Origin of the sequence: Roseiflexus sp. RS-1, from assembly GCF_000016665.1 — a bacterium.
Taxonomy (GTDB): domain Bacteria; phylum Chloroflexota; class Chloroflexia; order Chloroflexales; family Roseiflexaceae; genus Roseiflexus.
In genome coordinates this window covers 4,247,623-4,264,867 of record NC_009523.1, presented here as the reverse complement: position 1 = coordinate 4,264,867, position 17,245 = coordinate 4,247,623, and the positions used below count along the sequence as shown (strand labels likewise).

Here is a 17,245-nt window from a genome sequence, read left to right as displayed (position 1 = left end):
GCGCAGGGTCATAAGGGGAATTCCACGCCCAGCTCTGTATCAGTATGTGGTCTAGAGCAATCCCTAGATCGATCTATATGGGGTTGGTCATCATGAATACGTATCAAGCGGTCACGAACTGCCAAAATTTGCTCTCGGTCCTCTTGAGAAATACCGGCCTTTTGATACAGTCTTACCAATGCCTGCGCCACGTCTCTACGCATGTAGGGGTCATTTGTGCGCAGGCTTGTAATAAGTGGCTGCACAGCAGGTGCGCCGATATCCACGCACGCGTTCCACTTACCCTTGGTTGCCCAATACCACGCTGCATTTTCGTCTCGGGCAGGTTTCCAGCCCAGATGATCCAGCGCTTCGGCGGCGGCCTGGCGCACCCTCTCGTCCTCGTCCCTGAGCGCGGCGATGAGCAGCTCCACGGCTGGTGTGCCGATTTTGACCAGCGCTTTGGCGGCGGCTTTGCGCACATTGCTATGCCAATCCTTGAGCGCGGCGATGAGCGGCTTGATGGCGCGGGTGTCTTTGATTTCTCCCAACGCACGGGCGGCGGGCCAGCGCACATTCACGTCCTCGTCCTTGAGCGCAGCGATGAGCGGTTCCACGGCGCGGGAATCGCCAATTCGCCCCAGCGCCTCTATAGCAGAAGCACGCTCGTTCTTCCATTCGGTCAGGATTGTGGTAAGCAAATAGACGACAAACGGATGGCTGGCTGCTTTCAGCGCTTGTTGGAGAAGAAGATGCACAGGCGCGCTGTTTTCATCCCAAGAGCTGAGAAGCGCCGCAATCTGGTGAGCATCTTCCGATTTCATCTTGTCCAGTTCTTCCAGAAGAAGTCTATGCGCGAACCTGCCCTGCAAGGTAGCGATCAGCGCTTCCACCGCGCGCGGGCTGCCAATTTGCCCCAAGGCTCTCGTCGCCGCCAGGCGTACGCTCCCCTCCCTGTCCTGGAGCGCCAGTTCAAGCGCCTCAACGGTGTGGGGATCGCCAATCCGGCCAATGGCTTCGATGGCTGCCCGGCGCACCTTTGGGTCCTGATCCACGAGTAAATCAAGGAGCGGCTCTACGGCGCGGGCATCGCCGATTTGTCCCAAGACATGGGCAGCAGCCCGGCGCGTTTCGTTGTCCTGTTCCTGAAGGACGAGTAACAGCGGCGCTATGGCAATCCCACCGAGCGCGGCGCATCTATCCCATTCGCCTTTTGCGATCCAATACAGAGCGCCGTTTTCATCCAGCCCAGGCTGCCAGCCGATTTGCTCCAGGATTTGGGCGGCGTAACGACGCTTTTGTGGATTCTTCAGTGCGCTGAGGAGTTGCGCAATGGCAGTTGCCCCGATTTCTCCCAGCGCCTGGATGGCGGCCTGGTATCGCGCCGCGTTTTCGTCCTCAGGCGGCGTTTGGGGGGATGCCTCGCCTGGCGTGCCTGCCTGAAGCAATCGCTGAAAAAAATCTTCGATTTCTCTGGCTTCCTTTTCGGCAGCCAGGGAGAGCGCAATCTCGATCAGCGCTTCAAGCGCAGCCTGGCGCACTTGCTCATCTTTTGCATGTCCCAGTACTTCGATTAGCGCTTGCACATCTCGTTGACTTTTCATTTCTTCCACTTTTTTTTTCACTCGAACGCCTCCTGCCAGCACTGCTCCAGCGCCTGCCGCGCCGCCGCGGACTTGGCAGGCCAGTCCCGCCCGGCATTGTCAATCAACACATCGCGCGGATGCCCGCCCCAGACGCGCCGCAGGAGACCGTCCAGATGCACCGCCTCCTCGGGCGTTTCGGGACGATGCGCTGCGGGATAGCGCCGATAGGCGTGCAGCGCGCCCTCCGCTGCGGTGACCAGATGGATGACGGCATCGTAGCGGGCGTAGTGTTCCTGGCGGGTGGTGGCAGTATAGACAAAGAACTCCTCTTCTGCCCAGCCGCGCGCCAGCCAGTAGGCCAGCGGATCCAGACTGCCGCGATGACACAGTACCAGGCGCGGCGGACCATCGCCCAGGGCGCGGCGCAGGGCGTTCTCCAGCGCCATTTGCAGGGCAACCATCAGCCGCTGAAAGCGCGGCTCGGCGGGCGAGACACCCAGCCCCCGCGTGAGCGAAATGGCCTCCGGCAGGGCGACGACCCGACTGCGCCAGACAGGGTCGCGGAGCAGTTCCTCGACCAACGTGGTTTTGCCGCCGCCTGGCCCGCCCGTGAGAACGATGAAGCGCAGGCTCATAAGGGAAAATCCACGCCGATGCCACCATTGTCATCATGACCGCCACAAGATGACCCATCACTGTGTGGTGAAGTTATCTTACTGCGATATGCCAGTATTGTCTGCTTCGCTGTCTCCGATAAGGATGCATTACGATAGAGGGAAACCAGTGCTTCAGCGGCGGCCCAGCGCACATGCAATTCCTCGTCCTTGAGCGCGGCGATGAGCGGCTCCACGGCGCGGGGGTCTTTGATTTCTCCCAACGCACGGGCGGCGGGCCAGCGCACATTCACGTCCTCGTCCTTGAGCGCGGCGATGAGCGGCTCCACGGCGCGGGGGTCTTTGATTTCTCCCAACGCACAGGCGGCGGCTGCGCCCACCCACCAATTCTGATGTGCGGCGATGAGCGGCTCCACGGCGCGGGGGTCGCCAATCTTCCCCAACGCTTCGGCGGCGGCCCGGCGCACATCGCTATCCTTGTCCTTGAGCGCGGCGATGAGCGGCTCCACGGCGCGGGGGTCGCCAATCTTCCCCAACGCTTTGGCGGCGGCCTGGCGCACATCGCTATTCTCATCCTTGAGTGCAGCGATGAGCGGCTCCACGGCCAGTGCGCCGAGAGCCACGCATTTGTCCCAATCACGTTTTGCCATCCAATACCAGCCTGCGCTCTCATCTTGTGCTGGTTTCCAGCCCAGATGGTCCAGCGCTTTGGCGGCGGCTTTGCGCACAGCGCTATCCTTGTCCTTGAGCGCGGCGATGAGCGGCTCCATGGCGCGGGCATCGCCGATCGCGCCCAGCGCTTTGGCGGCGGCTTTGCGCACAGCGCTATCCTTGTCCTTGAGCGCGGCGATGAGCGGCTTCACGGCGCGGGCATTGCCGATTTTTCCCAGCGCTTCGGCGGCGGCCTGGCGCACACTGAATCTCTCATCCTTGAGTGCGGCGATGAGCGGCTCCACGGCGCGGGGGTCGCCAATCTTCCCCAACGCTTTGGCGGCGGCCTGGCGCACATCGCTATTCTCATCCTTGAGTGCAGCGATGAGCGGCTCCACGGCCAGTGCGCCGAGAGCCACGCATTTGTCCCAATCATGTTTTGCCATCCAATACCAGCCTGCGCTCTCATCTTGTGCTGGTTTCCAGCCCAGATGGTCCAGCGCTTCGGCGGCGGCTTTGCGCACAGCGCTATCCTTGTCCTTGAGCGCGGCGATGAGCGGCTCCATGGCGCGGGCATCGCCGATCGCGCCCAGCGCTTTGGCGGCGGCCTGGCGCATATCGCTTCTTTCATCACCGAGTGCAGCGATGAGCGGCTCCACGGCGCGGGCATTGCCGATTTTTCCCAGCGCTTCGGCGGCGGCCTGGCGCACACTGAATCTCTCATCCTTGAGTGCGGCGCTGAGTGGCTCCACGGCGCGGGGGTCTTTGATTTCTCCCAGCGCGCGGGCGGCGTCCCAACGCACTTCCCAATCCTTCTTATACCCCAGCGCTTTGATCAGGCCGTTCACATTGCGGCGGGCTTTCATCTTTTCCACATTTGGCGGTCCAAAGAGAAACATGGTTGCCTCCTTTTGATTAGTCAGATAGTCGGACAGTCTGATGGTCAAATATTCGGCAGTCGTTGCAGGCTGCCTCCCAGCGTTCGGGCGGGATGCCCAACGCTTCCAGCGCGGCGTACAATTTCGCCTGCGCCTGTTTCTGCAGAGCGGAGCAGTCGCCCGGCGGGGCGTCTATGGATGCGCCCTGCCGCCAGGCGCGGCAGTAGCCGCCGCACAGGTAGCGCCAGGGACAGGCGCGGCAATGCGGGGTGGTGTCCACCGTCTTGGCGCGCAAGGCTTGAAATCGTTCGCTCACTATCACCTCCTTCAATCCCTGCTCTATGGCGTTGCCCAGGCAAAAGGCGCGGCCGTGCAGGGCATAGCACGGGTAGCAGGCGCCGTCGGGGGCAATGTACACGTTCATCCCAAGTCCACAGGTGACGTGAATTTCGGTGCGCTGAGCCATCGTTTCGGCGCCGTCCTCCTCCAGAGAGGTGTGCGATTCCAGCGCGGGCGGATGAGCGGCAGCGCGTCCCAGCGGCAGCGGCGGGCGGATGCGCACGGGCACTCCCAGTTCCTCCCCCAGGGCGCGCACTGCTTTTCCCTCTCGACCCTGGGCTTGCGCCGCAGTCAGCACAGCGGCGAGCATCAACGGCAAGGCAGGCGCCGCCTCATGCAAGCGGCGCAGGTTGGCGAGCGTGCGGGCATAGGTCCCCGCGCCGCGGCGGGCGTCGTGGCTGGCTTCGTCCCCGTCCAGGCTGACGATGACCTGATCGGCGGCGTGGACCAGCGCGGCAATCAGTTTGGGAGTGAGCGGGTAAGCCAGATTGGTGCGCAGCGCCAGGCGCGTCGGACGCAGTAAGGGGCGCAGCGCTGCCAGTCCCTCCAGCAGGGCATCGCGCTGGGGATGCATCAACGGTTCGCCGCCGGTGATGACCACTTTCTGAAAGCCCAGACGGGCGGCCTCTTCAGCCAGGCGCAGGACATCCCCCACCGGCATCGCCTCGCGTCGTCGCGGACCGGCTTCGGCGTAGCAGTGGGCGCAGGTCAGGTTGCAGGCGTAGGTGATGTGAATGTAGGCGTTGACCAGGCGGTCGGGCGGGGTGTGCAGGCTGCGCTCCAGGGCGCGCACGCTCGCCAGCGCGACCTCGGGACGGGTGACCAGGCCCAGGCGGTCCAGCCGGGCGACGGCCTCTTCCGCCGAAGCGCTCATCGCCAGAGCGACCGCCGCCACCGTCCGCCGCGCCTGCGGCAGTACCTGACTGGGATGCGGCCCGCCGCGCAGCAAGGTCAGCAGTTTGCCCTTTTGCAGCAGCCCGTAGCGCTGATCCACGCCGCGTTCGGCCACCGCCTGCAGGTTCTCCTCGGAAAAGACCTCCGCCAGGGCGCGGTCGGTGACCACGTCGAAGAAACGGCGGTAGGCGGCGCAGTAGGGATCGCGCCGCGCCGGGTCCCAGCGACCGCCGCTGGCAGCCAGGGCATCGTAGGGGCAGCCGCCGCGGCAGTACGCCCAATGCGGGCAGCCGGCGCAGGTCTCGGCGACGCGTTCCTGCCGCTCCTGCCACATCCGCCAGACCGGCGATTGCGCCAGGTCGTCGAGAGACGGGTTATCGTGGACGTTGCCCAGACGGAATCGGGGCATTCCCGCCCAACGCTGGCAGGGGGTGATCCAGCCCTCGGGGTCCACCGCCAGATGCCTGCCGATGCAATCGGTAAAGGTGCAGATGCCACCCTGCCCGGCGGAGACGCTGCGGCACATCGCGTCCAGCGTGCCGATGCGGATGCGGTCGAGATGATTCAGGTAACGGTCGAGCAGGTGGAGCAAGAGATCGCCAAAGGTATCGGGCGGGAGCGCCCAGGGCGCATCGGGCTGGCGCAGTGGCGGAACCGCAGCATGGATGCTGAAGCCCAGTCCTTGCTGCAGGAAAAAGTCAAAGATTTCATCAGCCCGCTCCGCCGACCGACGGGTGAAGGTGCAGATGGCGCCGACGCTCAGGCCGTGCTGACGGGCGCGGCGGATGCTCTCCATCGTGCGTGCAAAGTAGCCCCTCCCGCGCTGGGCGTCATTGATGGCTTCGGGACCGTCCAGGCTGGTGCCCAGGTCCACCCGGTACTCGTCGAAGACCTCGCACAGGGCGTCGGTCAGGAACCACAGGTTGCTCTGGACGGCGAACTGGACGCGGCGCGGGGCGAGTCCATCGCGCAGCAGCGGCAGCGCCTGGCGGTAGAAGCGCACCCCCGGCAGAAGCGGCTCACCGCCGTGGAAGGTGATGTGCAGTTCCCCGCCATCCCCCAGCGTGCGCGCCCAGCGTGCCGTGGCTTCCAGCGTGGCAGGCGACATGGTCGGACTGCCCTGATGCGGTCCAAAGCAATAACTGCATTGCGCCGGGCAGTTCAGTGTGGGTAGGAGCATAAGGTGAGAAGAAGTCAGGGAGGTCATTTTTCCTCCTCTTCGTTTCTGGGTCGGGAGACATACCAGATGGTAAACGGTACAATCAGAAGTAAAAGCCCAACAGCCAGGGGAAGGATGATCCACCAGGTCAAATGAGCCTCCGAACCTGCCCACCTTGCTGCACCCTCGATTACAGCCGCGAGCAAACTCGTGGCCAGACAAACGCTGGCGATAAGTTGAACTACACCGGGCAAATACAACCGTAACGTAGAAGCGGGGGCTGCTTCTTCTGCTTCGGTCAATGCCATATCCAGCCAGTGCAGGTCGGAATCACCCCAATACCCCTCATCTTCGGTTTCGTGCCGTCGAATATCAGCCAGGGCCTGGCGAATTTTCGCGCGCGCCTGTTGCATTTTCTCCTCAGAGTGAGGCGAGGAGGGAGTAAAGTGGTTAACCAGGTCAGAGAGCAGGTGATTAATCGGCAGGGCTACCAGCAAGACGTACAAAGGCGCGGCTAGTACCATTCCGCCTGTATTCAGGCCAGTGAGATGGCATAGAGCGATGACGATTACAATCTCGCCAAGCACCAAAAAACTTGCGTCATCTGGCCATAGACAGGCAGGAATCACCGCAAAGACTAATACTATTATCACGATAAAGGCTACTGCCCATATGGTTTGTAACCCTTGAAATATGGCTTCTATCACTCTGCCTCCTCAGCGGCTTCAAAGAGGGTCTCGATGGTCTCCTGGCTCTCACTACTCCCTGCGTAATCATCATAGTCGTTATAGTCGCTGACATACCTGAAGACGACCCTGACCGGGCAGGCGCGGCGTTCGATGAGAATGGCTTGTTTGCAGTCCCCGTAGCGGCTGCTCTCGGTTCTGCTTCGACTGGCGGTAAAGATACCAGGGGCGATTTCTTTCCAGTCATCATCGAAGACCGGCTTTCGACGTTTTCCATTGCGGTCATAGATGGCTTTGATAGACCACTCGTTTTTGTAGAACCCCATGTCGCCGCCGCCATAGGTGGTTGGGCAATAGACCATCACCGGCCGGTCACCGACCTTGATGATGCCTTCTTCGGGTTCTTCAAAGAAGTCTACCGAGTCTTCGTCCCATTCCTGGGGGGATATGGTTGGTGTGTTCATTTTTTGCCTCCTGATTTTTTGGAAGTTTTACCTTCTGCTTTTTGGGAAGATGGTTTTGGTTCAAGTTCTGGAAATGCCCGCCGCAGAGCAGGGGAAAGCATTTCCCAAGCCTGGGGAGATGCCTCCAGCAAAGTGCGCAGTTCGTCAGCAATTTCCTGGCGTGTTTCACTTGGAAGGTCACGGAGTAACTCTGGATTGACAAATACAGCCGCCAGTATTGCATTATGTTCAAGTTCCCATTTGTTGGGCGGTGGCCCTGCAAATCGCTTGGCCAGATAAAAAGCCAGGACTATTCCCCCTAACATGCCTGCAAAAGCGCCGCTATGCTGAAAGACAGGTTGAGGAAGAGATGACAAATCTAGTTTCTTAACCAGAACAGACAGGCCATACAGGAACGCAACAGCGGCGAGAGAGAAATTTTCAAAACTCACATCCACCTTATGCCGCTTTAACCAAAAATAGAGCAGCAGAAGAACACCAAAAATTACCGCAAGAAAGATGTACTCCGCATATCTCCACCCTATGACGCCCAGTAAAGGAAGAGAGATGAGAAGAAAGAAAAACAGCAACCAGGCAGATCTTAGGCGATGTAAGTAAACTTTTTTCTCGGCCTCCTCTTCTATAGACTTCATCAAGATTCGTTTTGATTTTTGGACTGCTTTTTGCGTTTCAGCCAAATTCGGAAGTTATGCAGCCCGCAACATGTTTCCATGACCATATCCCGAAATTCGGAACAACTGAAGCGGATAATGTCGTGAATGATTCGATACCGCTTGATATCGCCGATAACATGTTCAATACGAACGCGAACGGATGAGATACGCCGGTTTTCCTCCTTTTCCTGCGGCGTGAGGGTTCCATTGCGCGGCTTCTTCTTTGGCTGCATAATCTGGACGCCAGGCAGGGTAAATCCTTGAAATCCGGCGTCTTGATAGAGAATGCTCGCGTTTGGAAGGGTGTATCCCGCTTCATCCGCAATACATTTATCGTGGACCCTTCCTTCGTAGGTGTCACTCAAAAAGTGAATAGAGCCAAACTCATCAATGATGAGAACGTTCTTAAGCGTATGTCGTTTCTTCTTACCGCTGTAATACAACTCCCGGTCGACTTTGTCGCTTGGACGGCGAATGGGACGTTCTACGCCGTCATGGATAAAAAGGGGGGCGCTTTTGTCGCATGCGACGGTTCTTCACACGACGGTTCTTCACACGACGGTTCTTCACACGACGGTTCTTCACACGACGGTTCTTCACACGACGGTTCTTCACACGACGGTTCTTCACACGACGGTTCTTCCTGCAATCGCCTCGCCAGGTCGTCGGCAGTGCGCGCAGGCAGGAGATTTTGCTGTGAAAGCGCATAGTTCAGCGCTCCGTGCAAAAGATGCACCCATTTGCTTACGTTTGATTGGCTCATTTGAAAGAGGTGTCCGTGCATCACTTGCGTTGGGTTTTGTTTTAAGTAGGTCAAAATAAAGAGCAATTTATCTTCTGTTGTCGGAAGCGGCGAGTTTGCATACGAGACGTAGCGACGACAATATCGGACGCGGCCATCAATCGTGCGACGTTTCATATACGCTTCAAATGCGGCGTGGAAGATCGGAACCAGCGCGTGGAACTCTTCAACGGTCAGTCCGGTCATAGAGCGTAATTTCTCCGGATTTTCGATAATGGATCGATACTTACACATCGTTTTTCTCCATTTTCAGATTGTACAAAAATAGTATATCACTAAATCTTGATGATGTCTTATCCTTTCCACCCACTCTGGTTTTCTCGAGATACCATACCCCCTTACAAACTTTGTCCCCTGATCAACGCTCCATTGCACTTTTAGAATGATGGGATATAGCAATGCTCCCCAAAGAATTATCCCGCTTACCAAAAGAGGGATTCTCGCCTCATATCCAAAAATGAGGGGTAAAACAAACCGTCCCAGCGCCGCTCCGCCGCCGATGAAAAGCGCCAAGATCAACAAGGCGACGACAATGAACAGGAACACAGAACCGATATTCTCGAATGTATCTCGAATTTTTCGCCGCCGCTCTATGGCTTCGGGGCGATTACGGCGATATTCTCGCTGACGGCGCAGCCGTTCCTCTTCTGTTCCTTCGCGCGTACCGCGCAACAACACGCCGCAATGTGGGCAGCGATAGACATCAGGACCTGGTAACGTCTCTCCGCAATTGCCACAAGAGTAAATGCGCATGTCTGCCTCCCGCAAACAACGTCTACATCAGCCATTTGAACACAGCGCCAGCCACCAGTACGCCCGCCAGTAGTAGATAGCCACATGGCTCGACAAAGATAGCAAAAACGACCTCCAGACAGCAGGAATTCATGCCGCTACTCTGAAGTTTCCCGATGGCCAGCACGTAGACTATCAGACACCACAGAAACAGACCGACAGCAATGACCAGGAATGTGTCACTGGCAATGAATGCCCATGATGGTGGCAAATGGCCGGGCGCACGAGACTCAAGCGCTCGACCTGCCAGCGCTGTAAGGGGCATCAACAGGTAGATCGGCAGGGTCAGTAGAGCCAGGATGTCATTCAAGTATTTGAGAGTATTGCGCATTTTTCATCCGCCGAACAATGGCTATATCAGCCATTTGAACACAGCACCAGCCACCAGCACGCCGGCCAGCAGCAGGTAGCCCGATACGCTGTCCTCGAAGAAGGCAAACGCGCTTTCGATGCCGCAGAAATCTATGCTGTTGCCCATTCTTCCGCTGGCGCTCAGCTAACAACGAGATACCAGACAAACAGCCCAACCGCGACGAACAGAAACGTCCTGGTGGTGATGAACTGCAGCCAGTCGGGCAGCCAGGTGGGGGCAAATTGACCGATCACGGCTCCCGCCACTGCGACAATAGGTGCCAGCAGGTAGAACGGCAGGGTCAAAAGGACAAAGATGGCATTCAAACAGTTAGAGACTTCACGCATCGTTCTTCCTCCTGAGAAGGCACTTTCACCCGTTGACCCACAACGTGCTGACCAGCGCCAGGACGAAACTCAGCACGCCCAGGCAAATCTACAGGGACCATCTCCCGCCGCCGCTCAATGGCCCAATAAGTCGCCAGCGGCCAGGAGACGCCCACTAGCGCCCCAATGCCCATACGCAGCTCAATCGGCGGCAATGACCAGCCGCTACCCTCCAGAATCAGCGCCCAGATGTCCAGAAAACTGTTGAAGATAGTAATGCCAGCCGGCAAAGCCGCGGCGATGCCCAGCATCACGCTGGCGCGCTGCAGGCGGTTATTTTCAATGCCGCGCTGCATTTCCTGAAAGGCGTAGGCGCTTTGCAGCATTGTCTCGGTGTAGTGCAGGTCATTTGCCAGTTGCTCGGCGTGCCGCGTCAGGCGGGAACGTTCGCTTTCGTAGATCGCCGGATGGAACTGCATCTCCTTGAGCGCTTCCTCGAAATTCCGCTGATTGACGCGCAGCGACTGCAGCAGCATTTCGGCGTGCGCCTTTTGGTTCAAGACGGTCATTAGCAGTTTGGAAATCTCTTCCAGTTCGCGAAACTCGTGGTAAAGGTTGGAGAAATCCGGTGTGCTGACGGCCTGGCTCATGCTCTGACGCAACGAGAGCGTGGCACACCCCAGCGCCTGACCGGCAAGCGATTGTTGCAGCGCGTGGTAGATGGCTTTCTGGTAATAAAGTTCGATACGTACTAGCCCTTGTGTCAATGGCTCCAGAAAGACCTGCATAACTTTTTCGGCACGTTCGGCAGGGATGAGCAACAGATAGCGGTTCACACGGCGGCTTGCGCCAGACGGGAGGGTCTGGTTGTCGCGTCCCAGGACGAAGAGCCAGCCGTAGGGAGTGGCTTCCAGGTGAGTTGCCCAATTCGACGACAATTCCAACGGGGGTGGTAATGTTTGTGGTGTAACTCCTCTGGGCAAAAGAGCGTGGTAGAGCAAGGTCACCCCCCACGGGGATGGCACGCTTGCCTCCCCGTCCTGACGAGCGAACGTCTCTTCCCAGACCTGAGACAGCCGTGCCCAGTCCGAGACGGGATGTTCCCCGCTCAACGTCAGGTCAAGGCGAATGACCAGCGTATCGTGCGCCCGGCGCGTCTGCAGCCGCGCCGCGAGGTCCTCCCCCATCTGCCCTTCGTAGCAACGCCCCTCCTCGAATTCTTTCGTGAGAGTCAGGCGCAGCGCGTTGACCAGCCCGCGCTCAGCCGACGGGTCGGTCAGATGGCGTTCCAGAAAGAAGAGATATACCGTCAGGGAAGGTGAAAGGAGCGCTTGCATCACGGTTCCTCCTCTTGACCCGGCAGTTCTTGCAGGATGCGCTGCAGGTTGCTCAAAAACAGGTTGTGCAGGCTGGGGACGCGACACGGTGAATCAGGCTCGGGCAGGTCTTGCGGCAGGGCTGGCAAACCGCTTTCATCTGGCTCATATTTCCCGACGACTGTTTTGCTGAGCGTGCTCAATTTTTCGGCGACCAGGTGCACCAGTTCGGCTTCGCTATTCGTCTGGCGGATAGCCTCTTCAAAGCGGTGCAGGTCATCCAGCACCACTTGCCGCTGCGCCGGCTCCAGCGCCGTCAACCCTTCGTAACAGCCAGCGATGAATGCCTGCAACTGTTGCAACGACCAGGCGGTAGCATCCTGTTGGGAAGCGACCATCCCTTCTACCTGCAACGTGGTATGACCACCCAGGCGGATGCGAGCGCCCTCCACCAGCAGGACGGGCTTGTCTTTCGCCAGGCGGAATTCTTCGCCGCGTGGTGGCAAAAAGTATGTGCCGTTGGTGCTGCCCAAATCTTCCAGCCAGTACAGGCCGATGTGTTCCACGATACGGGCATGATGGCTGGAAATGGTCGGGTCGGGCAGAGAAAGCGTGTTGTCTGTTCCCCGCCCCAGGGTGAAAGGCGAAACATCCATGGAAACCTGCATCCCCTGTCGGGGACCGCTGATTACGGTCAAATGGGGTTTCTCCATATCGCATCCTGTTCACTTTTTACGGCAGCGATAGCGGCGGCGCGGCGCAGATCGGGTTGACTTTTCTTGCTGGTGCAGGGCTTGTTGCATTTGGGCGTCAATTTCCTCCAGCGTCCAGGCTTCGTGGAGTGTTTCCCAGGTCGCCTGACCGCGCCACCAGAAGACAATGCAATCTTCGTCCCTATCCAGCAGGCCACACAAGCCGCCGTGCGCCGCCAGCAGGTCGCTGAAGGCGCTTTGCAGCGAGCGCGAATCCAGGAACGCCCAACTCATGCGATTCCCGCCGGCGATGAAGACGAAGCAACTGACTGCCTCATCGGGTGGATTGTCCACCCGGAAATAGACATATCCGAGAGCGGTTTCCCCACCCTGCGCCTCCAGTTGTTGTGGCGCGATACGGGTGAATTTCTCCAGCGCCTCGTCTGCTTCCAGGCGCAGGATGATGTCGAAACTGTAGGATTCGTCATCCCAGTTGGGCAGCGCATCCTCACGGAACGGTTCAAAAGGAAACTCGCGGATGCCCTGCGGCAGGCAGATGCGCGCCGTCCCGCGCGGGGGCGGAGCGCACCGTGCCGCCAGGCCCTCCAGCGCTTCGGGGACGCGCTCCCGCGGAAAGAAGAGACGGTAGGTGTAATCCAGTCCCATATCACCACCATCCTTTCAACCCCAGCCCGCGCTCAGCGCAGATAGCGAAGAAACGCTGCAGGTCAGCGACCTCGCGTTCGCTGTGATGCGAATCCTCCCAGGGCATAGGCCACACCTTGTCCCAGATGCGCGCCAGGCGCCGGGCGCTGTAGCGGTTGAGCGCGGCGGCCATCTCCCGCACCGTTTCCGGGGGAATCCATTCCTGGTACAGGCTGACGCCGGTCACGTGCGCGACCAGCGGGTCATACCACTTGCCGCGAAAAGAAATCACACCGTCGCTGTGCATGCCACCGCACAGGTCAATGCCGGCGTCACGAAACGCCTGCTTATCCTCTTCGGTCAGCCCGCCCTCGGGATGACGGGCGGCGTAGTTATCCAGACCCATAGAGACCTCCTATTTTCTCTCTTTTGCCATCTTTTCCAGTTCGCGGCGCACGCCTTCCGGACGCAGCCAGCCGTAGCCGCGATAGCCGAGTTCCTGCAATAACTTTTGGAAATCCTCCTCCGTCCACTGCGGCTTCCCGACTCGGCTGAGGCCATCGGGAGCGTAGGGGGTGTGCAGGGTGAGGAAGATATCCAGGTAGGGGCGCGCACCTTCGTCCCAGTCGGCGGGGGCGGGGCATTCCAAATCCCAATCCAATACCCATAACCGTACGGTTTTATCCCAACTTCCTGATACCGCATAGCATCCATCTTGACTAAAAGCAACGGATTGCACAATGTCTCTGTGACCAGAGAATACATGTACGCATCTGCTTGTCTCGAGGTCCCATATTCTGACAGTTCCATCAACACTACCCGAGAGTATGAAACGCCCATTTGGGTGAAAAACCACAGACGTTATTGAATCTTTACACCTTAATTGAGATAAAGTCTTTCCATTCTCAATATTCCATATCCGCATCATACCATCCGTACCAGCCGAAACAGCGTGCTTGCCATCTGGACTGAAAGAAACGGAATTCACCGGCACATCAATTTCTCCACCCAAAGGGTGCGGCAAAGACTTCATGTGCGTTTCATCTACATAAACACATACTCCCTTGCATACATCCCAAAGTCGCACAGTGTGATCGTAACTGCACGATAAAATATAGTATCCATCTGGTCTAACTGCAACAGACGTAATCGCTCCTTCGTGTCCTTCGAGTATACACACACACCTTCCAGTTTGAACTTCCCACAGGCGTATAGTTGCATCATCCCATCCGCCAGAAACAACATACCGCCCATCTGGACTAAAAGCGACGGCATCTACTCTCTTCTCATATCGAAACACACGGATGCACTTCCATTTACGAACATCCCACATTTGCATAGTTTCGTATCCACCGAAGACAATATACTCTCCACTTGGGCTAAAGGCAACAGAGTTTATAGTTTTATCTGGGATATTAAGAGTGTGCAAGCAAATTCCCCTTTTAACATCCCAAAGTCTCATAGTTTTATCAAAACTAGCAGAAAGAATATAGCGTCCGCACGGACTTGCAGCGACAGACCATACCCAAAAATTGTGTCCGATAAGAGTTTGGCTTTCCCAGTAGGCTTTTAACCCAATAGTACGGCAATGAGAATGCAAATCGAACCATAATTCCAAGGCCATGTTAGAGCGCTCATACCCTGGCATTGAGCGCGCTTGCTGTACCAACTCTAGGCATCGAGAGTATTTACCTTCCTGCATCATGTTCTTTGCATGTTTTATTAGGTTGGTAAACGTTGTTTCTATATTGGTTTCATGTTCGCTCAATCGTGGTTTAGACAAGAAAAAATCGAGATTAAAATCACCAATTCCTTCTAATTTCCACATTTTCATAGATTTGAGGCAGCCTAGAAGAATGAATCTTCCGTCCGGGCTAATTGCAATAGAAGCAACAAACCATTCAGAGTCTTTTTTTAGAATGCATGCTCCAGTTTGGAGGTTCCAATAGTAGATAGAATCGCCTTGACATGACAAAGCTCTATCTCCTTTCGGATGCACTGACACAGAAACCACAGGCCAGCTCTCAAACGATTGCAAAGTACGTTGACAATTTTTCGTTGTCAGGTCCCACAACTCTATCGTTCCAACGTTAGTGCCCAAAAGAAGGAAATGACCGCTTGCGGTAAAAGCCATAGAAGTTATTCCCCCCTCATGCCTTTCAAGAGCGTACAAATGGCGGCCACTTTTCGCGTCCCAAAAGAAGATTGGAGACTTTGTTAACAAACCGTCCATTCCTGAAACAAGGTATCCACCATTTGGGCTAAATCCCACGCAGGATACCTCCCCTTCGTGTTCTATTGTATGAATGGAAGATCCGTCGTGAATATCCCATATCTTAAGAGTGTGATCAGTGCTTCCTGATGCAATATACTGTCTACCAATATCAAACGCGACGGAAGTCACCTTTTCGGTATGTCCTTTAAAAACACGTAAGCATTCTCCTGTTGCCACATCCCACAATCGCACTGTACAATCGTGACTTCCTGATAGTATATAGCGCCCATCTTGACTAAAGGCCGCACATGTTATTGCTCCAGTATGACCTTTTAAGATGCGTTTACAAGTTCCTAGCCAATCCCACAATCTCAAGGTGTTATCTTCGCTACCCGAAAGTAAGAAATTTCCATCGGGACTAAAAGAAACACAAGTTATTTTTTCAGCATGCCCTTTAATATTCCGCAGGGATCGTACATCTGGCAAATTAAGCATAGCCAGTTCCAAAGTCCGTCGTACATCTGGATATTTCCCATCTTTTGAAAAATCTAACAAGATTTCTAACGCGCTCTTTGTATCATGTCGGTCAATAGCAATTACCCAAGCAAATGGTTGTTCATCGCGAACTTCTGGTAGATACAACTTTGCAATTGTTTCAATTGCCTTAAGAGAATCTCCCACTTTAAAGTACACAAGTCCTAGCAAATATGCTACTGGCCAATAATTTGAAGACAACTTAAGTTGTTCTTCCAATCGTTTAACAACCTCCGAAGCAATAACATCTCCCCGATCCCATTGTATTAGGAACAAGTTGTATGTTGCCCCGGGATGGAGAGGGTCGGCTTGCAGCGCCTCCTGCCAGCAGCGTACCGCTTCCTCTTCCTGCCCCAGGTCCAGCAAACTCACTGCCTTGTTGTTCAAACTGTCCGCCCGCAACTCCAGGGCGTTGGGTTTCTGGCGCGGGTAGGGCGCGCCCGTCTCCTGTTCGTAAAGGCGCGCCAGCCGCTCCGCCACTTCGTCCATACTCGCCGGGCGCAGGTCGGGGTCGTTCTGGAAGCACTGGCGCAGCAACTCCACCAGCGCCGCAGGCATCGGCGGGATGCCCTCCGGCGGCGCCTCCTGCAGGTAGTTCTCCAGCACACTCGCCGCAACGGAACCGAATTGCCAGTGTACCCCTCCCGTGAACATCTCCAGCACGCTCACGCCCCAGCCCCACAGGTCGGTGCGCGGGCTGACCGCCTGCCCCAGTTCCTGCTCCGGCGCAGCGTAGGCGGGCGTGTACCCTTTCGCCCCCACCAGCCCAAAGTCGGTCACCTTGAGCATCCCGTCGGGCGTCATCAAGGCGTTGGCTGGCTTGACGTCTTGATGCACCAGGCCTTTCTCATGGGCGTATCCCAGCCCCCAGGCAAACTGAATGGCACAGTCCAGGATGCGCTTCAGTGCATCCTGTTCGCCGCCAGCATACAGCCGCCCGTCCTCCATCCAGTTCTTCAGACTCCCGCCCTCCATGCACTCGGCAAAGACGCGCGGCATTTCTCCCAGGCGGCGGACGTAGTAGCAGGTGACGATGTGCGGGTGCAGGCCCAGGTCCACCCAGGCTTGCGCCTCGCGGAGAAAGTTCTCCAGGCTGCCAGCCTTTTGCAGCGCTTCAGGCAGCGGCGTTTTGACGGCCAGGTCAATGTTCCACTGGCGGTGATGGACACGATAGACGACGCCCATGCCGCCCTTTCCCAGTTCGCCCTTGACTTCGTACAGGTCCAGGATGACATCGCCCGCGTTCCATGTCAGCGGCACATCGGCGGATGAGGGGGCAGGCGACAGGCTGCTTTCGGGCACGGCAACCGTTCCCTGGGGGCGGGCAGGCATGGCGGGTGTTGATTGGCGGCTTTCGGGTCGGGAGCGGATTTCGGGTTGGGGTTGCGGCGCTTCGCCGCGGCATTGCGGGCAGCGGTCGGCCTGCGGGTCGGGGGTGGTAAAGTCCTGGCCACAGAGGATGCACATCCGCTGGTAAGCGGGTTGGCTCATCAGTACCGTGCCGCGCGGTTGGTCGGCCAGCACCGTTTCTTGCGGCTGGCTGGGAGCAGGGGCTTCGGGCGGGCCGCCGCAGTCGGGACAGATGACCGTGTCCGCGTCACGCGGGCGAAACTCGCGGCCGCAGACGATACAAAAGAGGGTGGAAGTTGAGACAGTCATAACAGCCTC

At 57.4% G+C, this 17,245-nt stretch carries 17 protein-coding genes; all 17 read right to left on the bottom strand.

All coding sequences use genetic code 11. From position 1 onward, the window contains the following. Positions 1 to 8: 8 nt before the first annotated feature. Positions 9 to 1,604 carry a HEAT repeat domain-containing protein gene (locus ROSERS_RS17500; protein ID WP_041334012.1) on the bottom strand — a complete coding sequence of 532 codons (1,596 nt, stop codon included), beginning with the start codon at positions 1,602 to 1,604 and terminating at the stop codon, positions 9 to 11. Continuing rightward, positions 1,601 to 2,200 carry an AAA family ATPase gene (locus ROSERS_RS17495; RefSeq protein WP_011958094.1) on the bottom strand — a complete coding sequence of 200 codons (600 nt, stop codon included), beginning with the start codon at positions 2,198 to 2,200 and terminating at the stop codon, positions 1,601 to 1,603. The genes ROSERS_RS17500 and ROSERS_RS17495 overlap by 4 nt, the downstream gene beginning before the upstream one ends. Further along, the gene (locus ROSERS_RS17490) at positions 2,197 to 3,777 is read right to left on the bottom strand and encodes a HEAT repeat domain-containing protein (protein WP_157041137.1); all 1,581 of its coding nucleotides are present in this window, start codon (positions 3,775 to 3,777) and stop codon (positions 2,197 to 2,199) included. Before ROSERS_RS17490 ends, ROSERS_RS17495 begins: the two co-directional genes overlap by 4 nt. Next, a complete protein-coding gene (locus ROSERS_RS24340) occupies positions 3,746 to 6,121 on the bottom strand; it encodes a TIGR04083 family peptide-modifying radical SAM enzyme (RefSeq protein WP_198136317.1) in 2,376 nt (791 codons plus the stop codon). The genes ROSERS_RS17490 and ROSERS_RS24340 overlap by 32 nt, the downstream gene beginning before the upstream one ends. Positions 6,122 to 6,144: 23 nt before the next feature. Then, positions 6,145 to 6,807, bottom strand: a complete 663-nt coding sequence (locus tag ROSERS_RS26505) for a hypothetical protein (protein ID WP_041334009.1) — start codon at positions 6,805 to 6,807, stop codon at positions 6,145 to 6,147. Beyond that, complete coding sequence (locus ROSERS_RS17475) at positions 6,804 to 7,250, bottom strand: hypothetical protein (protein WP_011958091.1); 447 nt, start codon at positions 7,248 to 7,250, stop codon at positions 6,804 to 6,806. The genes ROSERS_RS26505 and ROSERS_RS17475 overlap by 4 nt, the downstream gene beginning before the upstream one ends. Beyond that, on the bottom strand, positions 7,247 to 7,882 hold the full coding sequence (locus ROSERS_RS17470; protein ID WP_041334007.1) for a hypothetical protein: 636 nt from the start codon (positions 7,880 to 7,882) through the stop codon (positions 7,247 to 7,249). Before ROSERS_RS17470 ends, ROSERS_RS17475 begins: the two co-directional genes overlap by 4 nt. After that, positions 7,882 to 8,939 (bottom strand): IS5-like element ISRfsp3 family transposase gene (locus ROSERS_RS25225; protein ID WP_085979421.1). Its coding sequence is split into 2 segments (ribosomal slippage): positions 7,882 to 8,408 and positions 8,408 to 8,939, totalling 1,059 coding nucleotides; the frame shifts between segments, so codons are not numbered across the junction. The genes ROSERS_RS17470 and ROSERS_RS25225 overlap by 1 nt, the downstream gene beginning before the upstream one ends. A gap of 15 nt (positions 8,940 to 8,954) precedes the next feature. Then, positions 8,955 to 9,458 carry a hypothetical protein gene (locus ROSERS_RS26170; protein WP_157041135.1) on the bottom strand — a complete coding sequence of 168 codons (504 nt, stop codon included), beginning with the start codon at positions 9,456 to 9,458 and terminating at the stop codon, positions 8,955 to 8,957. Positions 9,459 to 9,480: 22 nt separating this feature from the next. Further along, the gene (locus ROSERS_RS17450; RefSeq protein ID WP_157041134.1) at positions 9,481 to 9,807 is read right to left on the bottom strand and encodes a hypothetical protein; all 327 of its coding nucleotides are present in this window, start codon (positions 9,805 to 9,807) and stop codon (positions 9,481 to 9,483) included. A gap of 42 nt (positions 9,808 to 9,849) precedes the next feature. Continuing rightward, on the bottom strand, positions 9,850 to 9,975 hold the full coding sequence (locus ROSERS_RS27195) for a hypothetical protein (protein ID WP_269626090.1): 126 nt from the start codon (positions 9,973 to 9,975) through the stop codon (positions 9,850 to 9,852). 14 nt (positions 9,976 to 9,989) lie between these two features. After that, positions 9,990 to 10,196, bottom strand: coding sequence for a hypothetical protein (locus ROSERS_RS17445; RefSeq protein ID WP_157041133.1), 207 nt, complete (start codon positions 10,194 to 10,196; stop codon positions 9,990 to 9,992). Continuing rightward, the gene (locus ROSERS_RS17440) at positions 10,172 to 11,512 is read right to left on the bottom strand and encodes a hypothetical protein (protein ID WP_011958089.1); all 1,341 of its coding nucleotides are present in this window, start codon (positions 11,510 to 11,512) and stop codon (positions 10,172 to 10,174) included. The genes ROSERS_RS17445 and ROSERS_RS17440 overlap by 25 nt, the downstream gene beginning before the upstream one ends. After that, positions 11,512 to 12,147 (bottom strand): FHA domain-containing protein, encoded by a 636-nt coding sequence (locus ROSERS_RS24330; RefSeq protein WP_198136316.1) that lies wholly within the window; start codon positions 12,145 to 12,147, stop codon positions 11,512 to 11,514. Before ROSERS_RS24330 ends, ROSERS_RS17440 begins: the two co-directional genes overlap by 1 nt. Before the next feature lie 69 nt (positions 12,148 to 12,216). Further along, entirely contained in the window at positions 12,217 to 12,849 is a 633-nt protein-coding gene (locus ROSERS_RS17430) for a hypothetical protein (RefSeq protein WP_011958087.1), read from the bottom strand. Between the two features lies 1 nt (position 12,850). Continuing rightward, entirely contained in the window at positions 12,851 to 13,234 is a 384-nt protein-coding gene (locus ROSERS_RS17425) for a hypothetical protein (protein ID WP_011958086.1), read from the bottom strand. Between the two features lie 9 nt (positions 13,235 to 13,243). Next, a complete protein-coding gene (locus ROSERS_RS25220) occupies positions 13,244 to 17,236 on the bottom strand; it encodes a protein kinase domain-containing protein (RefSeq protein WP_011958085.1) in 3,993 nt (1,330 codons plus the stop codon). Between the last annotated feature and the right edge of the window lie 9 nt (positions 17,237 to 17,245).